At 39.8% G+C, this 14926-nt stretch carries 15 protein-coding genes; 6 read left to right on the top strand and 9 right to left on the bottom strand.

Annotated features, from left to right (window positions below; all coding sequences use genetic code 11):
• Positions 1–151 precede the first annotated feature (151 nt).
• Entirely contained in the window at positions 152–1195 is a 1044-nt protein-coding gene (locus AC1EU2_RS14065) for a Tle-like phospholipase domain-containing protein (RefSeq protein ID WP_480298906.1), read from the top strand.
• Positions 1196–1237: 42 nt separating this feature from the next.
• Here AC1EU2_RS14065 and purB read toward each other — a convergent pair whose 3' ends face one another.
• From purB to AC1EU2_RS14040, 5 genes are all read right to left on the bottom strand, one after another.
• On the bottom strand, positions 1238–2605 hold the full coding sequence (gene purB / locus AC1EU2_RS14060; protein WP_480298905.1) for an adenylosuccinate lyase: 1368 nt from the start codon (positions 2603–2605) through the stop codon (positions 1238–1240).
• Between the two features lie 86 nt (positions 2606–2691).
• Positions 2692–3309, bottom strand: a complete 618-nt coding sequence (gene hflD / locus AC1EU2_RS14055) for a high frequency lysogenization protein HflD (protein WP_480298904.1) — start codon at positions 3307–3309, stop codon at positions 2692–2694.
• Between the two features lie 3 nt (positions 3310–3312).
• Entirely contained in the window at positions 3313–4428 is a 1116-nt protein-coding gene (gene mnmA / locus AC1EU2_RS14050) for a tRNA 2-thiouridine(34) synthase MnmA (protein WP_480298903.1), read from the bottom strand.
• A gap of 106 nt (positions 4429–4534) precedes the next feature.
• Entirely contained in the window at positions 4535–5005 is a 471-nt protein-coding gene (locus tag AC1EU2_RS14045; RefSeq protein ID WP_480298902.1) for an NUDIX domain-containing protein, read from the bottom strand.
• Between the two features lie 17 nt (positions 5006–5022).
• Positions 5023–5700, bottom strand: coding sequence for an rRNA large subunit pseudouridine synthase E (locus tag AC1EU2_RS14040; protein WP_480298901.1), 678 nt, complete (start codon positions 5698–5700; stop codon positions 5023–5025).
• Positions 5701–6093: 393 nt separating this feature from the next.
• Here AC1EU2_RS14040 and AC1EU2_RS14035 point away from each other — a divergent pair, with 393 nt between their 5' ends.
• Positions 6094–8316 (top strand): NADP-dependent isocitrate dehydrogenase, encoded by a 2223-nt coding sequence (locus AC1EU2_RS14035; RefSeq protein ID WP_480298900.1) that lies wholly within the window; start codon positions 6094–6096, stop codon positions 8314–8316.
• Positions 8317–8489: 173 nt separating this feature from the next.
• Here AC1EU2_RS14035 and cspD read toward each other — a convergent pair whose 3' ends face one another.
• The gene (cspD, locus tag AC1EU2_RS14030; protein ID WP_133407117.1) at positions 8490–8696 is read right to left on the bottom strand and encodes a cold shock domain-containing protein CspD; all 207 of its coding nucleotides are present in this window, start codon (positions 8694–8696) and stop codon (positions 8490–8492) included.
• Positions 8697–8907: 211 nt separating this feature from the next.
• Between cspD and clpS the strand changes: the two genes are divergently transcribed.
• Positions 8908–9216, top strand: coding sequence for an ATP-dependent Clp protease adapter ClpS (gene clpS / locus AC1EU2_RS14025; protein WP_480298899.1), 309 nt, complete (start codon positions 8908–8910; stop codon positions 9214–9216).
• Between the two features lie 46 nt (positions 9217–9262).
• Positions 9263–11527, top strand: coding sequence for an ATP-dependent Clp protease ATP-binding subunit ClpA (gene clpA / locus AC1EU2_RS14020; protein WP_480298898.1), 2265 nt, complete (start codon positions 9263–9265; stop codon positions 11525–11527).
• A gap of 75 nt (positions 11528–11602) precedes the next feature.
• On the opposite strand, the gene infA is transcribed toward clpA, so the two are convergent.
• The 3 genes from infA to aat form a co-directional block, all read right to left on the bottom strand.
• The gene (gene infA, locus AC1EU2_RS14015) at positions 11603–11821 is read right to left on the bottom strand and encodes a translation initiation factor IF-1 (RefSeq protein WP_006081934.1); all 219 of its coding nucleotides are present in this window, start codon (positions 11819–11821) and stop codon (positions 11603–11605) included.
• A 95-nt stretch (positions 11822–11916) separates the two neighbouring features.
• On the bottom strand, positions 11917–12633 hold the full coding sequence (locus tag AC1EU2_RS14010) for an arginyltransferase (protein WP_480298897.1): 717 nt from the start codon (positions 12631–12633) through the stop codon (positions 11917–11919).
• The gene (gene aat, locus AC1EU2_RS14005) at positions 12626–13345 is read right to left on the bottom strand and encodes a leucyl/phenylalanyl-tRNA--protein transferase (protein ID WP_480298896.1); all 720 of its coding nucleotides are present in this window, start codon (positions 13343–13345) and stop codon (positions 12626–12628) included. The genes AC1EU2_RS14010 and aat overlap by 8 nt, the downstream gene beginning before the upstream one ends.
• Before the next feature lie 49 nt (positions 13346–13394).
• On the opposite strand from aat, the gene AC1EU2_RS14000 reads away from it, so the two are divergent.
• Together AC1EU2_RS14000 and AC1EU2_RS13995 are read left to right on the top strand one after the other, a co-directional pair.
• Positions 13395–13868: an outer membrane lipoprotein gene (locus AC1EU2_RS14000; protein ID WP_480298895.1), complete on the top strand. Its 474-nt coding sequence runs from the start codon at positions 13395–13397 to the stop codon at positions 13866–13868.
• A gap of 535 nt (positions 13869–14403) precedes the next feature.
• Positions 14404–14832 carry a DUF6678 family protein gene (locus tag AC1EU2_RS13995; RefSeq protein WP_480298894.1) on the top strand — a complete coding sequence of 143 codons (429 nt, stop codon included), beginning with the start codon at positions 14404–14406 and terminating at the stop codon, positions 14830–14832.
• Positions 14833–14926: the final 94 nt, after the last annotated feature.

Raw genomic sequence — 14926 nt, 5'->3', positions numbered from 1 at the left:
GGCAATAATATTAATTTTTAATTATAAATGCCATGTAACTCATTGATTAGCAATAGAACTAAAATTAATTGATATAAGATAGTTAATGATTCCTGACTTCTGGCGTTTTAATCCGTATTATTTTCACAAATGCATTAATTATCAGAATGTAATGGGCCTCACTTCCTCTTTCGAGCAAACTCGACCAGCTTCTATTATTGCTGGATCAACGGTTGTTGGAAGTTCAGTTGATGGAGCAATGAATACAGGGAAGGCTGATGCCTCTGTCACTCTAAATTCCTGTGACTATTCCGTTAAAAAAGGAGCTGCAGATCTGCTCTCTGATGATTTTTGGGAACAGGTTGATAAAGCGATTCCTAAGCCCCCACCAAAAGCTGAGCTCTTAATAGATGGCTATCATGTAGAAGCGCAAACAACTGATGAAAGTATCGTATCTGCGGCCCCTGTTAGGGTTGATCTACTTGATGTATTTTCTGATAAAGAATTGGGTCTTGCAGCAGATTTAGCTCACTTCAGTTACAGAACTAACGAACTCGACGCTTCTCAAACGTTTAAAGAAGTTGAAAGAAATTTGGATGGAACGACCAATACCGGCGTTGATTTATCTGATATACCAGAAAGTAACCCCAAGTCTGGTTTTTGCTATCGGCTTTTTTATGACTCAACCCTAAATCGATATTACTTATCTTTTCGGGGAACGGATAACGCTTCAGGTCTATTGCAGAGTGTAAAGCAAGGTGCAGCTCTCAAATCATCGGCTTACGAAAAAGCAATGCTATTAACGCAGACACTTACACAAACAGTAGGAAAAGAAAAGGTTGTATGTGTAGGGCACTCTTTGGGAGGAGGGCTTGCTTTAGCCAGTTCGAAAGTTTCAGGCTGTCGTTCTATTGTATTTAACCCTGCATCTGTTTGCGATAAAACAGCTGAGCGTTTTATTAAAAAAAATTCAAATGGAACTCAGGTTCATGATCTTGATAACCTATCGCTAGTATTTACCGTTCAAGGTGAAATATTATCGAGGTTAAACGACTTTCTCCCGTCAAGTAATGAAGGCGGGCAGCGGCACATCATTGGAGCTAAAACTTCATTAATCGAATGGCTTGGTTTCAAAGAGCATTCAATTGATCATGTACGCGATGTGTTATCTGATTACTTAACAAAAGTAAGAGAACTTAGAAGCAGAAATAGCTAAAAAGCCGCTAATAAAGCGGCTTATAGAGAAAACGACGCTATATTACAGCTCATCAACAAAGGCTTCAGCACGACCAATATAGTTAGCTGGAGTCATTTTCTTGAGTTCAATTTTCACGTCCTCAGGTAATTCAAGACCATCAATAAACGTTGAAAGTTGCTCACCATCAATACGCTTACCACGAGTGAGTTCTTTTAACTTCTCGTATGGCTTTTCAATACCATAACGGCGCATCACGGTTTGCACTGGCTCAGCCAATACTTCCCAGTTGTGATCAAGTTCATCACGAAGGTGTTCTTCGTTGACTTGCAGTTTGCTGATACCTTTTAAACTCGCTTGGTATGCAATAACAGAATGCGCAATACCAACACCTAAGTTTCTTAATACTGTTGAGTCAGTTAGGTCGCGTTGCCAACGAGAAACTGGAAGCTTAGCTGCAAGGTGTTGCATTAGAGCATTCGCAATGCCTAAGTTGCCCTCTGAGTTTTCAAAGTCAATTGGATTAACCTTGTGTGGCATGGTTGAAGAACCAATTTCGCCGGCAATAGTACGTTGCTTAAAGTGCCCTAAAGCAATGTAACCCCAGATATCACGATCGAAATCGATGAGGATTGTGTTGAAACGTGCAATTGCATCAAATAGCTCAGCAATATAATCATGTGGCTCGATTTGAGTAGTATAAGCATTCCACTCTAAACCTAAGCTCGTTACAAATTTTTCTGAAAGTTCATGCCAGTTTACCGTTGGATAAGCCGATAAGTGAGCGTTGTAGTTACCAACAGCACCGTTAATCTTACCCATCAATTCAATGGCTTTAATTTGCTTTAGTTGGCGCTCAAGACGTACAACTACGTTTGCCATTTCTTTACCAAGCGTAGAAGGTGAAGCCGGTTGACCGTGAGTACGAGACATTAATGGAATACTGCGAGTTTCTTTAGCAATCTGTTTGATTGCTGAAATCACTTTTTCGCAATAAGGCACAACAACTTGTTCTCTTGCTTCTTTTAGCATCAAACCATGGGATAGATTGTTGATGTCTTCAGAAGTACAAGCGAAATGAACAAATTCATTGATTGCATTCAGTTCAGCATTATCAGCGAATTGTTCTTTGATGAAGTACTCAACCGCCTTAACGTCATGGTTTGTGGTACGCTCAATTTCTTTTACTCGCATTGCATTATCAGCACTGAAATTATCTTTAATGCTGTCTAATCGAGCGATAGCGTCTGAACTCAATGAAGGTACTTCTTCGATACCGTTGCAGTTTGCTAATAACTTTAACCAGTTAATTTCAACTTGAACACGATATTTCGTAAGACCGAACTCACTGAAAATCTCTCTTAGCTCAACTGTTTTACTGCCATAGCGACCGTCTACAGGAGAGATAGCAGTTAGTGCGGAAAGTTCCATTATAAGCTCCTTGATGAACTCTAGTTTTTTGTAGGGGGTTCTTTCACTATCATGCCAGCGAAGGCGGGCATCCAGTGACTTTCTTTTTATAAATTCTGTAAATTATATTTTGCGGCATCAACGAGTTTTCTACGTTGAAACACGAGTTCTCTTCTTTTTCCACCCAATTGGCGCCATAGAACAGCACTACGAATAGCTGCTAACAAGTAGGCTCGTACACGCTCTTGGGTGGAAGTTTGCTTAATAATATCTGGTTTACCTGCCACCATAATTCTCGGACCAAGTACGCTGACTAAATCAACATAGATGCTAGCAAGGCTTTTGATTATTTGTTCATCAGTGATTTTAAAGTGCACTAATTGACGGTCGAGCTGGCCAATTCTTTCACCCAGCTGTGACATATTGCCGGATTTAGCCAGTTTGCGCTCTAAAGATAAAACAGCAACAAGATAGCGGGTGATCTCGATATCCTTACTGTCAGAGTCCCCAAGCTGTTGCAAAGTAAGTTTATAACCCTTTTCGAGAACAGACTTGTGAGGGTACACATCGGCTATGCTATCTGGGTTGGTAACCGGAATACTGCTTAGGCAAGCTTCTGTGGCTTCAATGTCCATTTCGCCGGTTCGAGCAATTTTTTGAACTAAAGACAGGGCATTCAAAATGCCCGCAAACGCCATTGCTTTTTCTTGTCTTTGCTGATCCATGAATTAGTCCTTGATTAACTCATCGATAATACCGCCACCTAAGCAAACTTCACCGTCATAAAATACAGCAGATTGACCTGGTGTTACTGCAGCGACTGGTTCATCAAACATGACTCGAATGGTTTCGTCATCGATATAAGTGATATAACAAGCAACATCGGTTTGGCGATAGCGAGTTTTAACGGTGAGCTTTGAACCATTTTCAGGGCCTTTTCGGTCTACCCAGTGCAACTGATTCACTTTCATTCCAACTGACATTAGGCGAGGGTGGTGACCACCTTGAGCCACAACAAGTACATTGCGGTCTAATTCTTTATCAACAACATACCAAGGATCTTCGTTGCTGTTTTTCAGGCCGCCAATACCAAGGCCTTTACGCTGACCTAACGTGTGGTACATCAAACCTTGGTGTTGACCGATTACTTCACCATCAACAGTTTCGATGTCACCCGGTTGTGCTGGTAAGTAGTTCGCTAAAAAATCTGTGAACTTGCGTTCACCGATAAAGCAAATACCGGTACTGTCCTTTTTAGATGCTGTAACTAAGCCTTGTTCTTCAGCTATTTTACGTACTTCAGGTTTTTCTAATTCACCAACAGGGAAAAGGCTGCGGGCAACTTGATCGTGTCCGAGAGTATATAGGAAGTAGCTTTGATCTTTGTTTCCATCAACGCCACGTAACATTTGAGTCGTGCCATCAACATCACGGCGACGAACGTAATGTCCCATCGCAATGTAATCTGCATCAAGTATGTCGTCAGCAAAATCTAGAAACGCTTTGAATTTTATTTCCTTGTTGCACATGATGTCAGGATTTGGTGTACGTCCTGCCTTGTACTCCTCAAGGAAATACTCAAAAACGTTGTCCCAATATTCAGATGCAAAGTTAACGGTGTGAAGTTTGATGCCAAGTTTGTCACAAACAGCTTGAGCATCTTTTAAATCTTCAGCTGCCGCACAGTATTCATCGGTATCATCTTCTTCCCAATTTTTCATGAAAAGACCTTCAACTTGGTAACCTTGCTGAAGTAGCAAATAAGCAGAAACAGAAGAGTCTACACCGCCGGACATACCAACGATGACTTTTTTATCATGATTTGTGGAATTTTCAGATGTCATAAATACTTTAAAACCAAATTAGAAATGCAAAATACGCCTAGTATTAATAGGCGCAGCATTCTATCACGGCTAAAGTATTTGAGCTACGAGAATAGCGATGAGAAGCTTATAAAAAATCAGCAGATAGACACTTTAATGGTGCCAAGTTTCCTGCAAAATAATCTTTTATCGTTTTAATGATAAGCGGACTTCTTAATTGTGCTTCGATTGCCTTGATTTCATCGAACGTCATCCAATGCGCTGCAACAATTTGAGGGTCCTGTGGTTTAGGTGTCGGTGGGTCTATGGTTACCCCGTATTGATTTACAATACAATGAAACGTAAACCTTAAAAATTGAAGATCTTCTTTAGCTTGATATTGGTCAACGCTGGTCAACGAAAGCGCTTTAGTTGCAATACCTGTCTCTTCCATTATTTCACGTTCACAAGCTTTGATAAGACCTTCGTTGGCTTCTAAATGCCCTGCTGGCTGGTTATAAACCGTTTTACCATCGATAACCTCTTCTACCATTAACAGTTTGTCATTCCATGCAACGATACCTGCTACCGTTACATTCGGTTTAAAACGTTCAGTCATTGATTCACCTTTAATGATTACAGCTTAGGATTAACTTCGATATATTTGCCAAGCTCAATCGGCTGAGCGGTATGATCTAAAGTGTACTGTCCTATACTATAGCGTACCAATCTTAACGTAGGGTAACCGATATGGGCTGTCATACGACGAACTTGTCGATTCCTACCTTCACAAATACTGATTTTTAACCATTGTGTAGGTTTATTTTTGCGTTCACGTATCGGTGGTACTCTTTGCCAGATATCAGGCTCTTCCATTAACTCAACGTTGGCTGGCAGGGTCAATCCATCTTTGAGTTCGACACCTCGGCGTAACTTATCCAGATCTGCTTCACTAGGAGCACCCTCTACTTGCACCCAATAGGTCTTGAAGGTTTTTTTGTTGGGCTGCGTCAATTTAGCTTGCAGTTTACCGTCGTTGGTGAGTAACAATAGTCCTTCACTGTCTCTGTCTAATCGGCCTGCTGCGTATACACCTTGAACATCAATATAATCTTTTAACGTCTTTCGACCTTCTTCATCGGTGAATTGACAAAGAACATCAAAAGGTTTGTTAAATAGCACTAATTTTCTATCTTCAGCAGAAACAGTTTTCTTATTTTGAAACTTATGTTTGTGACTGCCTTGGTGATTTGTTGAGCGCTTGGGGGCGTTTTTATGCCATTTAGAACGATTTTTGAAACTATTTTCAGTCAAAAGCTATCCATTAATTACTTATACCAATTACCATAATTAGTATTAATTGTTTGCTTAGGTTGACAGTTTACTAGGGTTTACGCAGCTTGGGAATTTGTAATGAATTCATAAATTCATTTATGATGCTTCTCAAATCGGCAAGTTGTCACATTTTTACTTGAATTTGCGACGCACCCATACCCTTATAAAAATTAACAATAAAGTAGCTGACCATAAGTTTTTTCAGAATTTTGGCTTTCAGGTTTGCTGGTATACAAGGCGCAATGTAGGGCGCATAGCCTTAGCTATGTAACCGAAATTGCAACGCGATAGAGCGGTAAACTTGGATGTCAAAAAATGTAAGAGAATTTATGGTCAGTTACTTAACTTCTATCCATATCTATAGGACGAGAAATGAAAGATAAAACTCCAACAATTATTTATACAGAGACAGATGAGGCACCAGCATTAGCAACGCATTCTCTGTTACCTATCATTAAGCGTTTCACCAGCGCTGCTGATGTAAATGTTGAAACCCGTGACATTTCTTTGTCTGGACGTATCATTGCGACTTTTCCTGAATTCTTAACTGAAAGCCAACGCATTTCTGATGCGCTAGCAGAATTAGGTGAAATGGCGAAAACGCCAGAAGCAAATATCATTAAACTGCCTAATATCAGTGCGTCTATCCCACAGCTAAAAGCTTGTATTGCTGAGCTACAGGCGCAAGGTTATCAATTACCTAACTATCCTGATGAGCCACAAAATGACAAAGAGTCAGCGATCAAAGCGGCTTACGATAAAATTAAAGGTAGTGCGGTAAACCCAGTACTTCGTGAAGGTAACTCTGATCGTCGTGCACCAAATGCTGTTAAGAACTACGCCAAGAAAAACCCACATTCTATGGGGGCATGGTCTTCAGACTCTAAGTCTCACGTAGCGCACATGTCTAACGGCGATTATTTCAGCACTGAGCAATCAGTAACTGTTGCTAATGAAACTTCTGTTGATGTTGTATTAACGAAAGCTGATGGCACTAAGCAAACATTAAAATCTGGTATCAACCTACTGGCTGGTGAAGTTATTGACTCAGCTGTAATGAACCAAAAAGCATTGGTGAGCTTCTTTGAAGCTGAAATTGAGAAAGCGAAGCAAGAAGATGTACTTTTATCGCTTCACTTAAAAGCTACCATGATGAAGGTTTCTGATCCAATCTTCTTCGGTCATGCGGTTAAAGCTTTCTACAAGCCAGTATTTGAAAAATTCGCTGCTGAATTTGAACAACTTGGTGTTGATGCGAATAACGGCTTTGGTGATGTTGTTTCTAAAATTAAAAACCTTCCAGCTGATAAGCAAGCCGAAATCAATGCAGCAATCGAAGCTGTATATGCCGATCGTCCTGCATTAGCTATGGTTGATTCTGATAAAGGCATCACAAACTTACATGTACCAAGTGACATCATCATTGATGCTTCTATGCCTGCTGCAATTCGTGCGAGCGGTCAAATGTGGGGCCCTGATGGCGAGCAAAAAGACACTAAATACATGATCCCAGATCGTAGCTATGCAACTATCTACGATGAAACGGTTAAATTCTGTATCGAAAATGGTGCATTTGATCCAGCAACGATGGGTACTGTACCAAACGTAGGCCTGATGGCTCAAAAAGCAGAAGAATACGGTAGCCATGACAAGACTTTCGAAGTTGCTGACGCAGGTGTTGTGACGGTTGTTGATGCAGAAGGCAATACGCTTATGACTCAAAATGTTGAGCAAGGCGATATCTTCAGAATGTGTCAGGTTAAAGATGCGCCTATCCGTGATTGGGTTAAATTAGCGGTGAATCGTGCACGTTTGAGCCAGACTCCTGCTGTTTTTTGGTTAGACAAAAACCGTGCTCATGATGCTCAGTTAATCAGCAAAGTAGAAGAGTACCTTAAAGAGCACGATACAGCTGGCCTTGAACTTCATATTATGGCTCCACAAGAAGCGACTCGCTTCTCGTTAGTGCGCATTAAGGAAGGTAAAGATACGATTTCAGTTACAGGTAACGTGTTACGTGATTATCTAACTGACTTGTTCCCAATCCTTGAGTTAGGTACAAGTGCAAAAATGCTGTCTATCGTTCCACTAATGAATGGCGGTGGTTTATTCGAAACTGGTGCTGGTGGTAGTGCGCCTAAGCACGTGCAGCAAGTTGAGAAAGAAGGTCACTTACGTTGGGATTCATTAGGTGAGTTCTTAGCGTTAGGTGCTTCTCTAGAGCACCTAAGCCAAAACACGGGTAACGAAAAAGCAATGGTTCTAGCGAAAACGCTAGATGGTGCAATTGGTAAATTCTTAGACAATAATAAGTCACCTTCACGTAAAGTGGGTCAGCTTGATAACCGTGGTAGTCACTTTTATCTAGCGATGTACTGGGCTGAAGCACTTAAAGTACAGTCTGAAGATGCAGAACTTGCACAAGCATTTGCTGAGTTGGCTGAGAAGATGACTGCCAATGAAGAAACGATTATTGCTGAATTGAATGGTGCACAAGGCCCAGCTGTTGACTTAAAGGGTTACTATCGCCCTGATGCAGCTTTGGCAAGTAAAGCTATGCGCCCAAGCGCTACATTAAATGCGTTGATTGGATAAATGATAAAATTGAACTTGAGCTGTTGAGGTTAATGGCTCAAGTTTAAAACCTTCATTTGTATCAATTGATAGGCATTAAAAAAGGAAGCTATTTGAGCTTCCTTTTTATTCTTTAAATACACCATTCAACCGCTTTATTTAATCGAAACCGAATAGACAAGCAGAGTTATTATTTATTTTACAGGTGTGATGGCTGAAGCATGCATACCCTTCGGGCCTTGCTCAACTTGATATTCAACAGGTTGTCCAGCCTTAAGAGTTCTATATCCATCCATGTCGATGATTGAATAATGTGCAAAAATATCTTCGCCGCCTTCGTCTGGGCAGATAAACCCAAAACCTTTGGCGTTGTTGAACCACTTCACAGTTCCGCTTGCCATACTTCCACTTCCTTCTGTTGTCTACTTCTCGGTAAGATAGTAAAAACTAAATGAACATAAAGGTATTTACGTTCGGCAACCAGAATGTGATGATATTTATAAGATGTCAAGATAAATTTAACAAAAATACAACATATAAACTGTGATAATGACAGTTGCATGTCAAACAATGTAGATTAGACATGGTTTCTACAAAGAGGTTTAACCAGTAATGAGCAAATTAGGTAGTGCAGAAGTTGTGGAAGATGATGTTTTAACAGAACTTTCCCCGCCTTCTATGTACCAGGTCGTTTTAAATAACGATGATTACACGCCAATGGATTTTGTTGTCGAAGTGTTAGAAGTTTTTTTTAACAAGAATGAACAGCAGGCGACAGATATAATGTTAACTATTCATCATCAAGGAAAAGGCATTTGTGGCACTTATCCTTTTGATATTGCAGAGACTAAAGTTATTCAGGTGAATCAATTTTCGAGAGATAATGAACATCCTTTGCTTTGTACGCTAGAGAAAATATGAAAATATATTACGCTAAGAGTATCGGGTTATTTTTTTGGGGGTGCCTATGCTGAACAAAGATTTAGAAGTGACATTGAATTCAGCTTTTCAGCAAGCTAAAGATTCTCGGCACGAATATATGACAGTAGAGCATTTATTGCTCGCGCTTTTGGACAACCCGTCCGCTCAAGAAGCTTTACTATCGTGTGGTGCAGACATTAATCGCCTTAGAGATGAAGTCAGTCGCTTCATTGAGCAAACTACGCCGCTGATGGCTGAGACAGGTGAAGATAAAGATACGCAGCCTACATTAGGTTTTCAGCGTGTTCTTCAACGTGCCGTATTCCATGTGCAATCTTCTGGTCGTAACGAGGTCACTGGAGCAAATGTACTGGTTGCGATTTTCAGTGAACAAGAATCACAAGCCGTTTATTTACTTAGACGTTGCGATATTACTCGACTAGATGTGGTTAACTTCATTTCTCATGGTGTCACTAAGTCGGATAGTGAGCCTGAGTCAATCAGTTTTGAAGCGGGTGATTCTGAAACGGAAACTGAGCAAGAGAAAAGTATTCTTGCACAATATACGACAAACCTAAATAAAATGGCTGAGCGGGGTGATATTGACCCGTTAATTGGTCGTGATAATGAAATTGAACGAACCGTTCAAACCTTATGTCGTAGAAGAAAGAACAATCCGTTACTTGTCGGTGAGGCTGGTGTGGGTAAAACCGCCATCGCTGAAGGTCTTGCTTATCGCATCCATCAAAAAGAAGTGCCGACAGTGATGGAAGATGCGACGGTTTATTCATTAGACTTGGGAGCTCTGCTCGCAGGTACTAAATATCGTGGTGATTTTGAGAAACGCTTTAAAAGCTTATTGAAAGAACTGACAGCGGATGAGCATGCCATTCTCTTTATTGATGAAATCCATACCATCATTGGCGCTGGTGCAGCTTCTGGCGGTGTAATGGATGCCTCAAACTTGTTGAAGCCTCTATTATCAAGTGGCAACTTGCGCTGTATGGGCTCTACGACTTTCCAAGAGTTCCAGAGCATTTTTGATAAAGATAAAGCGTTAGCAAGACGTTTCCAAAAGATCGATATTAATGAACCAAGTGTGGCTGAAACGACATTGATTTTGAAAGGCCTTAAAACCAAATATGAAGATCATCACAGCGTTCGTTACACTCAAGAAGCCTTAAGCACTGCAGCTAAGTTATCCGCTAAACATATCAATGATCGCCACTTACCTGATAAAGCCATTGATGTGATTGACGAAGCGGGTGCTCGTATGGCGATGCAACCGAAAACGAAGCGAAAGAAAACGATTGGCAAATTCGAAATTGAAGAAATCATTGCCAAAATCGCACGTATCCCTGAGAAGACGGTTACCGCATCAGATAAAGATTTACTCAAGAACCTTGAGCGTAATCTTAAAATGGTAGTATTCGGCCAGAATAAAGCGATTGAGAGCCTAAGTTCAGCAATTAGACTCTCTCGTAGCGGCTTGGGACAAGAGAAAAAGCCCGTTGGTAGTTTCTTATTCGCAGGGCCAACAGGTGTAGGTAAAACAGAGGTAACCAACCAACTAGCAAATTGCCTTGGCATGAAGCTCGTACGCTTTGATATGTCGGAGTATATGGAAGCTCATGCGGTTGCTCGGTTAATTGGTGCGCCTCCAGGTTACGTGGGTTATGAACAAGGTGGTCTATTAACGGATGCTGTTATCAAGCAGCCGCATTGCGTTGTCTTATTGGATGAAATTGAGAAGGCACACCCTGATGTTTATAACTTGCTATTACAAGTTATGGATCACGGTACTTTAACGGATAACAATGGCCGTAAAGCCGATTTCAGAAACGTAACCTTGGTGATGACTACGAATGCTGGTGTCCAAGAAACCATTAAGCAATCTATCGGTTTCCAACAATTGGATAGAAGTGATGATGCGATGGATGAAATCAATCGTGTGTTTACACCAGAATTCAGAAACCGGTTAGATGGCATTATTTGGTTCAATCACCTAGATATGACTGTTATAGCTAAAGTTGTCGATAAGTTCTTGGTTGAATTGCAAGCTCAGCTTGATGATAAGCGTGTTGTACTTACTGTGACCGATGAGGCAAGAACTTTACTCGCTGAAAAAGGTTACGATAAGAACATGGGAGCTCGTCCTATGTCACGAGTTGTGACTGATTTGATCAAGCGCCCATTAGCTGACGAAATTCTCTTCGGTGAGCTAGAGTCTGGTGGTAAAGCAACAGTAGATGCTAAAGATGGTGAAATTGTGATTGAATCAAAATCACCCGCGAAAGCAGTTACTAAATAGATATTACGAGTATCTTAAACAGAAAAACCCGGCAATAACCGGGTTTTTTAATAGATGGAATATATTCTTGCTAGATTAGCGTGCGCGGAAGACGATACGTCCCTTAGTTAAATCGTAAGGAGTCAATTGCACTGTAACTTTGTCACCAGTAAGAATGCGAATATAGTTTTTACGCATTTTTCCAGAAATATGCGCAATGACAACGTGACCGTTCTCCAGCTCTACACGAAACATAGTGTTTGGTAGAGTCTCAAGGATTGTGCCTTGCATCTCAATGTTGTCTTCTTTCGCCATTAAATTATTATCCCATTACCTTCAAATATAAAAATTGCGCGTATCATGCCCCAATTTATACAAACTGTAAAGGGCAGCATTAAAAAACCACAAGATTAATTGTGTCTTTGCCAGCCTTGATCTGTAAGTACTTCATAAGGGCGATATAACTTTTTATAGTTCATTTTTCGACATTCATCAATTTGATAGCCTAAGTACACATAATGCTTATTCGTTTTCTGTGCTAACTCAATTTGTACTAGAATCATATAGCTGCCTAATGAGTAATCGGCATAGTCATTATCAAAGAAACTGTAGATGGCACTGACAGAGTTTTTTAAAACATCCGTAACAGCAACTCCAATTAATTTATCGCCATCGTAAATTTCTACAAATGAATCAGGCAACCAAGAGCAAAGCAAAAACTGTTCATATTGATTTCTATCTGCAGGATACATGGGGCCGTCAAAGTGTCTGGCCTCAATATATTCTTGATATAACTTAAAATATACTTCTTTATTTTTATCCGCTAACTTCCAAGTGAATCGCTCATTCTTTTTTAGCGTTCTTTTTTGGCGCTTAGATAGTTTGAACTCATCAACATTAATCCGAATTGGTTTACACTCAGCACAAGCAGGGCAGTGGGGTTTGTATATAGCGCTGCCATTTCGTCGAAAGCCTAAACTTAATAACCGTTCATAGAGAGAAAGATCAATCTCGTAATCTGTGAGCGTTAATAATTGCTCTTGCTTACCCTCAAGGTAGCTGCAATCAAATGGGTGAGTTAAGCCGAAATAAATCAGCTCTTCTGTCGATGTAGTTCTATTATTCACGAACTCCCCCTTCACGAAATACTCTAGCTTGCCAGCAACCTTGTTTTGGTTGTTGTGCTTTAAACTTGGCTAACAAAGTTAAAAAGTCACTTCTTGAAATAATTCTAGCACCAAGGCTCTCTAGGTGAGGATTCATCATTTGTGTATCTATTAAAGCGTAGTCAAATTCGAGCAATAATTCTTGAAGATAAACCATTGCGACTTTTGATGCATTGGTTTTAGTGTGGAACATCGACTCGCCGCAAAATACTCGCCCTACAGCAATACCGTACAAGCCGCCAATTAACTGGTCTTGATCCCAAACTTCTATTGAATGTGCTTGTCCTAAGGTGTGGAGCTGATAATAAGCATCTTGTATATCTTGTGTAATCCAAGTGGCTTCTTGTTTTAATCTAGGCTTGGCACAATGTTGAATTACAGACTTAAAATCGTTATTAATTGTGATCATCCAATCCGATTTTTTTAAAAACTTTTTTAAGCTTTTGCTGATGTGAAGTTGTCCTGGGATAACCGCAGCTCTAGGATCTGGTGACCACCATAAAATGGGGTCTTGATCATCAAACCAAGGAAAAATGCCGTTATGGTATGCAGCAATTAATCGAGCTGGAGATAAGTCGCCACCAATAGCTAAAAGCCCGTTTGGTTCAGCGAGTGCTAAACTCGGATCAGGAAAGCTATGATCAGATTCAGTGAGAAAAGTTAACGAATGCATGTTTTTAGAGTAATGTAGTTCTTATATATAAATTAACGGAAAATTGATTATGATAAAACCTAAACTCGGCAGTTTCATTTTACTGTGTTTATTTTCAAGCTTAGTCTTTGCTTCTGGTCCGTACAACCGTAACAAGGCACAACCTGTTAAAGAAGTGGTTTATGGTGATGTTACCTCAATTCGAAATATCACTCAGCAAGAGATCATTAAAGATAGAAATAGTGGTTGGAAGACGTTTGGTGGCGCTTTGTTAGGTGGTGTGATTGGTAATCAATTTGGTAAAGGTAGCGGAAGAGACATTGCAACTGTTTTAGGTGCAATTGCTGGTGGTAGTATTGCTAACCAGCAGAGTAGTCAACCAAGATACCGTGAATATAAGCTGATTGAAATGATGATCAAACAAGATGATGGTAAGAGCGTCATGATTGTTCAAGACCTTGATCCTGGAATGCCTTTTAAGGCTGGTGATAGGGTGAGAGTGGTTTATTTGGAGAATAGTGTCAGGGTTGATATTGCGATGTGATTACATCACTTTATTTATTTTAAACTTCTACTTTAGTCTCAAAGTCGTGGAGTTGCACTCCACACTGCCAAAAAGGGAAGCCTCCAGCAGCTTCCCCCTCTTGCCCCTGAGCCGCCCATAAGAAGCTAAGCATTTCAGATATTCTTGAATAACTTCAGTAGGGGAGTCATCGCAGCCTGCAAATTTCTTTGGAGTAGTCTATAAGTAGATTTTTCTCCAAAATGATTTAGAACTTTAACTCAAAAGTATCATCGAAAGTTTCGTGATAGATTAGATTTTATAGTTGAATATATTTTAATTTAAAAACAATAATTTCCGCTGTATAAAATCACAGTGTTAAATAAATTCCAGTTTTCAGGACAAAAAAAGGAAAAAATCCTGCTTTCAACTGATAAGTCCTTTTAGTTGATTTTGATAAGTTATTGAAATATTTGTATCAAATGTTTTATAGTTGTGAAATTAAAAATCTTTAAAGGGAAAGGTCTGATGAGTAAAAGGAGGACTTTTTCCCTCTAATAAGCTGTTAGGTATTTATATGAGCCTTTTACCAATGGCTGATGCCTCGGAAAATGAAAACCTTATTCCTTCATTGAAAAAGTTAATAGAAAAAAGGCAGTTAGTTGGTTTATGTAACAATACAAAATGGAATGAAGTTCTAAATTGTTTCAGGGAAAACAATTGGACTGTAGCAAATCGTTCAAAAGACATTTCAGGTTACATTTCCAATTGGGAAAATGATTGGCTTTATCGGTTACCTTTTCCATTTATTTCAGTAGAATGGTTTGATATTGGATATGAAGTTTTCAACCAAAAAGTATGTAATGGTGGCTTAGTTGAAACAAATGTGTGTAAAAAAACAGAAATACTAAACTCACTACAACAAATCGGTGTTGAATTTGAGGCTAATAGTAAATTTGTACGCATATGGGGTTACGGTCCTAAATGTTACATAGGTTTTAACTAGCATCATACCTAACAAGCAATTCAACAGGACTGCAAAATGTTTGGCTTTGCTCCTTCGTCGCAAATTATAGCCAAAAATTTTCAGCCCGTTAATT

The sequence above is a fragment of the Parashewanella sp. 2304DJ23-3 genome, assembly GCF_056591695.1.
The sequence above is the reverse complement of the archived record's forward strand: the minus strand, read 5'-3'. Positions and strand labels throughout refer to the sequence as shown.

What these genes read in the sequence shown, in the direction of transcription:
- AC1EU2_RS14000 (WP_480298895.1), top strand. Translation starts at nt 13,395, where the DNA reads ATGATAAAACCTAAACTCGGCAGTTTCATTTTACTGTGTTTATTTTCA.
- infA (WP_006081934.1), bottom strand. Translation starts at nt 11,821, where the DNA reads ATGGCGAAAGAAGACAACATTGAGATGCAAGGCACAATCCTTGAGACT.
- clpA (WP_480298898.1), top strand. Translation starts at nt 9,263, where the DNA reads ATGCTGAACAAAGATTTAGAAGTGACATTGAATTCAGCTTTTCAGCAA.
- AC1EU2_RS13995 (WP_480298894.1), top strand. Translation starts at nt 14,404, where the DNA reads ATGAGCCTTTTACCAATGGCTGATGCCTCGGAAAATGAAAACCTTATT.
- aat (WP_480298896.1), bottom strand. Translation starts at nt 13,345, where the DNA reads ATGCATTCGTTAACTTTTCTCACTGAATCTGATCATAGCTTTCCTGAT.
- cspD (WP_133407117.1), bottom strand. Translation starts at nt 8,696, where the DNA reads ATGGCAAGCGGAACTGTGAAGTGGTTCAACAACGCCAAAGGTTTTGGG.
- hflD (WP_480298904.1), bottom strand. Translation starts at nt 3,309, where the DNA reads ATGGATCAGCAAAGACAAGAAAAAGCAATGGCGTTTGCGGGCATTTTG.
- AC1EU2_RS14065 (WP_480298906.1), top strand. Translation starts at nt 152, where the DNA reads ATGGGCCTCACTTCCTCTTTCGAGCAAACTCGACCAGCTTCTATTATT.
- AC1EU2_RS14045 (WP_480298902.1), bottom strand. Translation starts at nt 5,005, where the DNA reads ATGACTGAACGTTTTAAACCGAATGTAACGGTAGCAGGTATCGTTGCA.
- AC1EU2_RS14035 (WP_480298900.1), top strand. Translation starts at nt 6,094, where the DNA reads ATGAAAGATAAAACTCCAACAATTATTTATACAGAGACAGATGAGGCA.
- clpS (WP_480298899.1), top strand. Translation starts at nt 8,908, where the DNA reads ATGAGCAAATTAGGTAGTGCAGAAGTTGTGGAAGATGATGTTTTAACA.
- purB (WP_480298905.1), bottom strand. Translation starts at nt 2,605, where the DNA reads ATGGAACTTTCCGCACTAACTGCTATCTCTCCTGTAGACGGTCGCTAT.
- mnmA (WP_480298903.1), bottom strand. Translation starts at nt 4,428, where the DNA reads ATGACATCTGAAAATTCCACAAATCATGATAAAAAAGTCATCGTTGGT.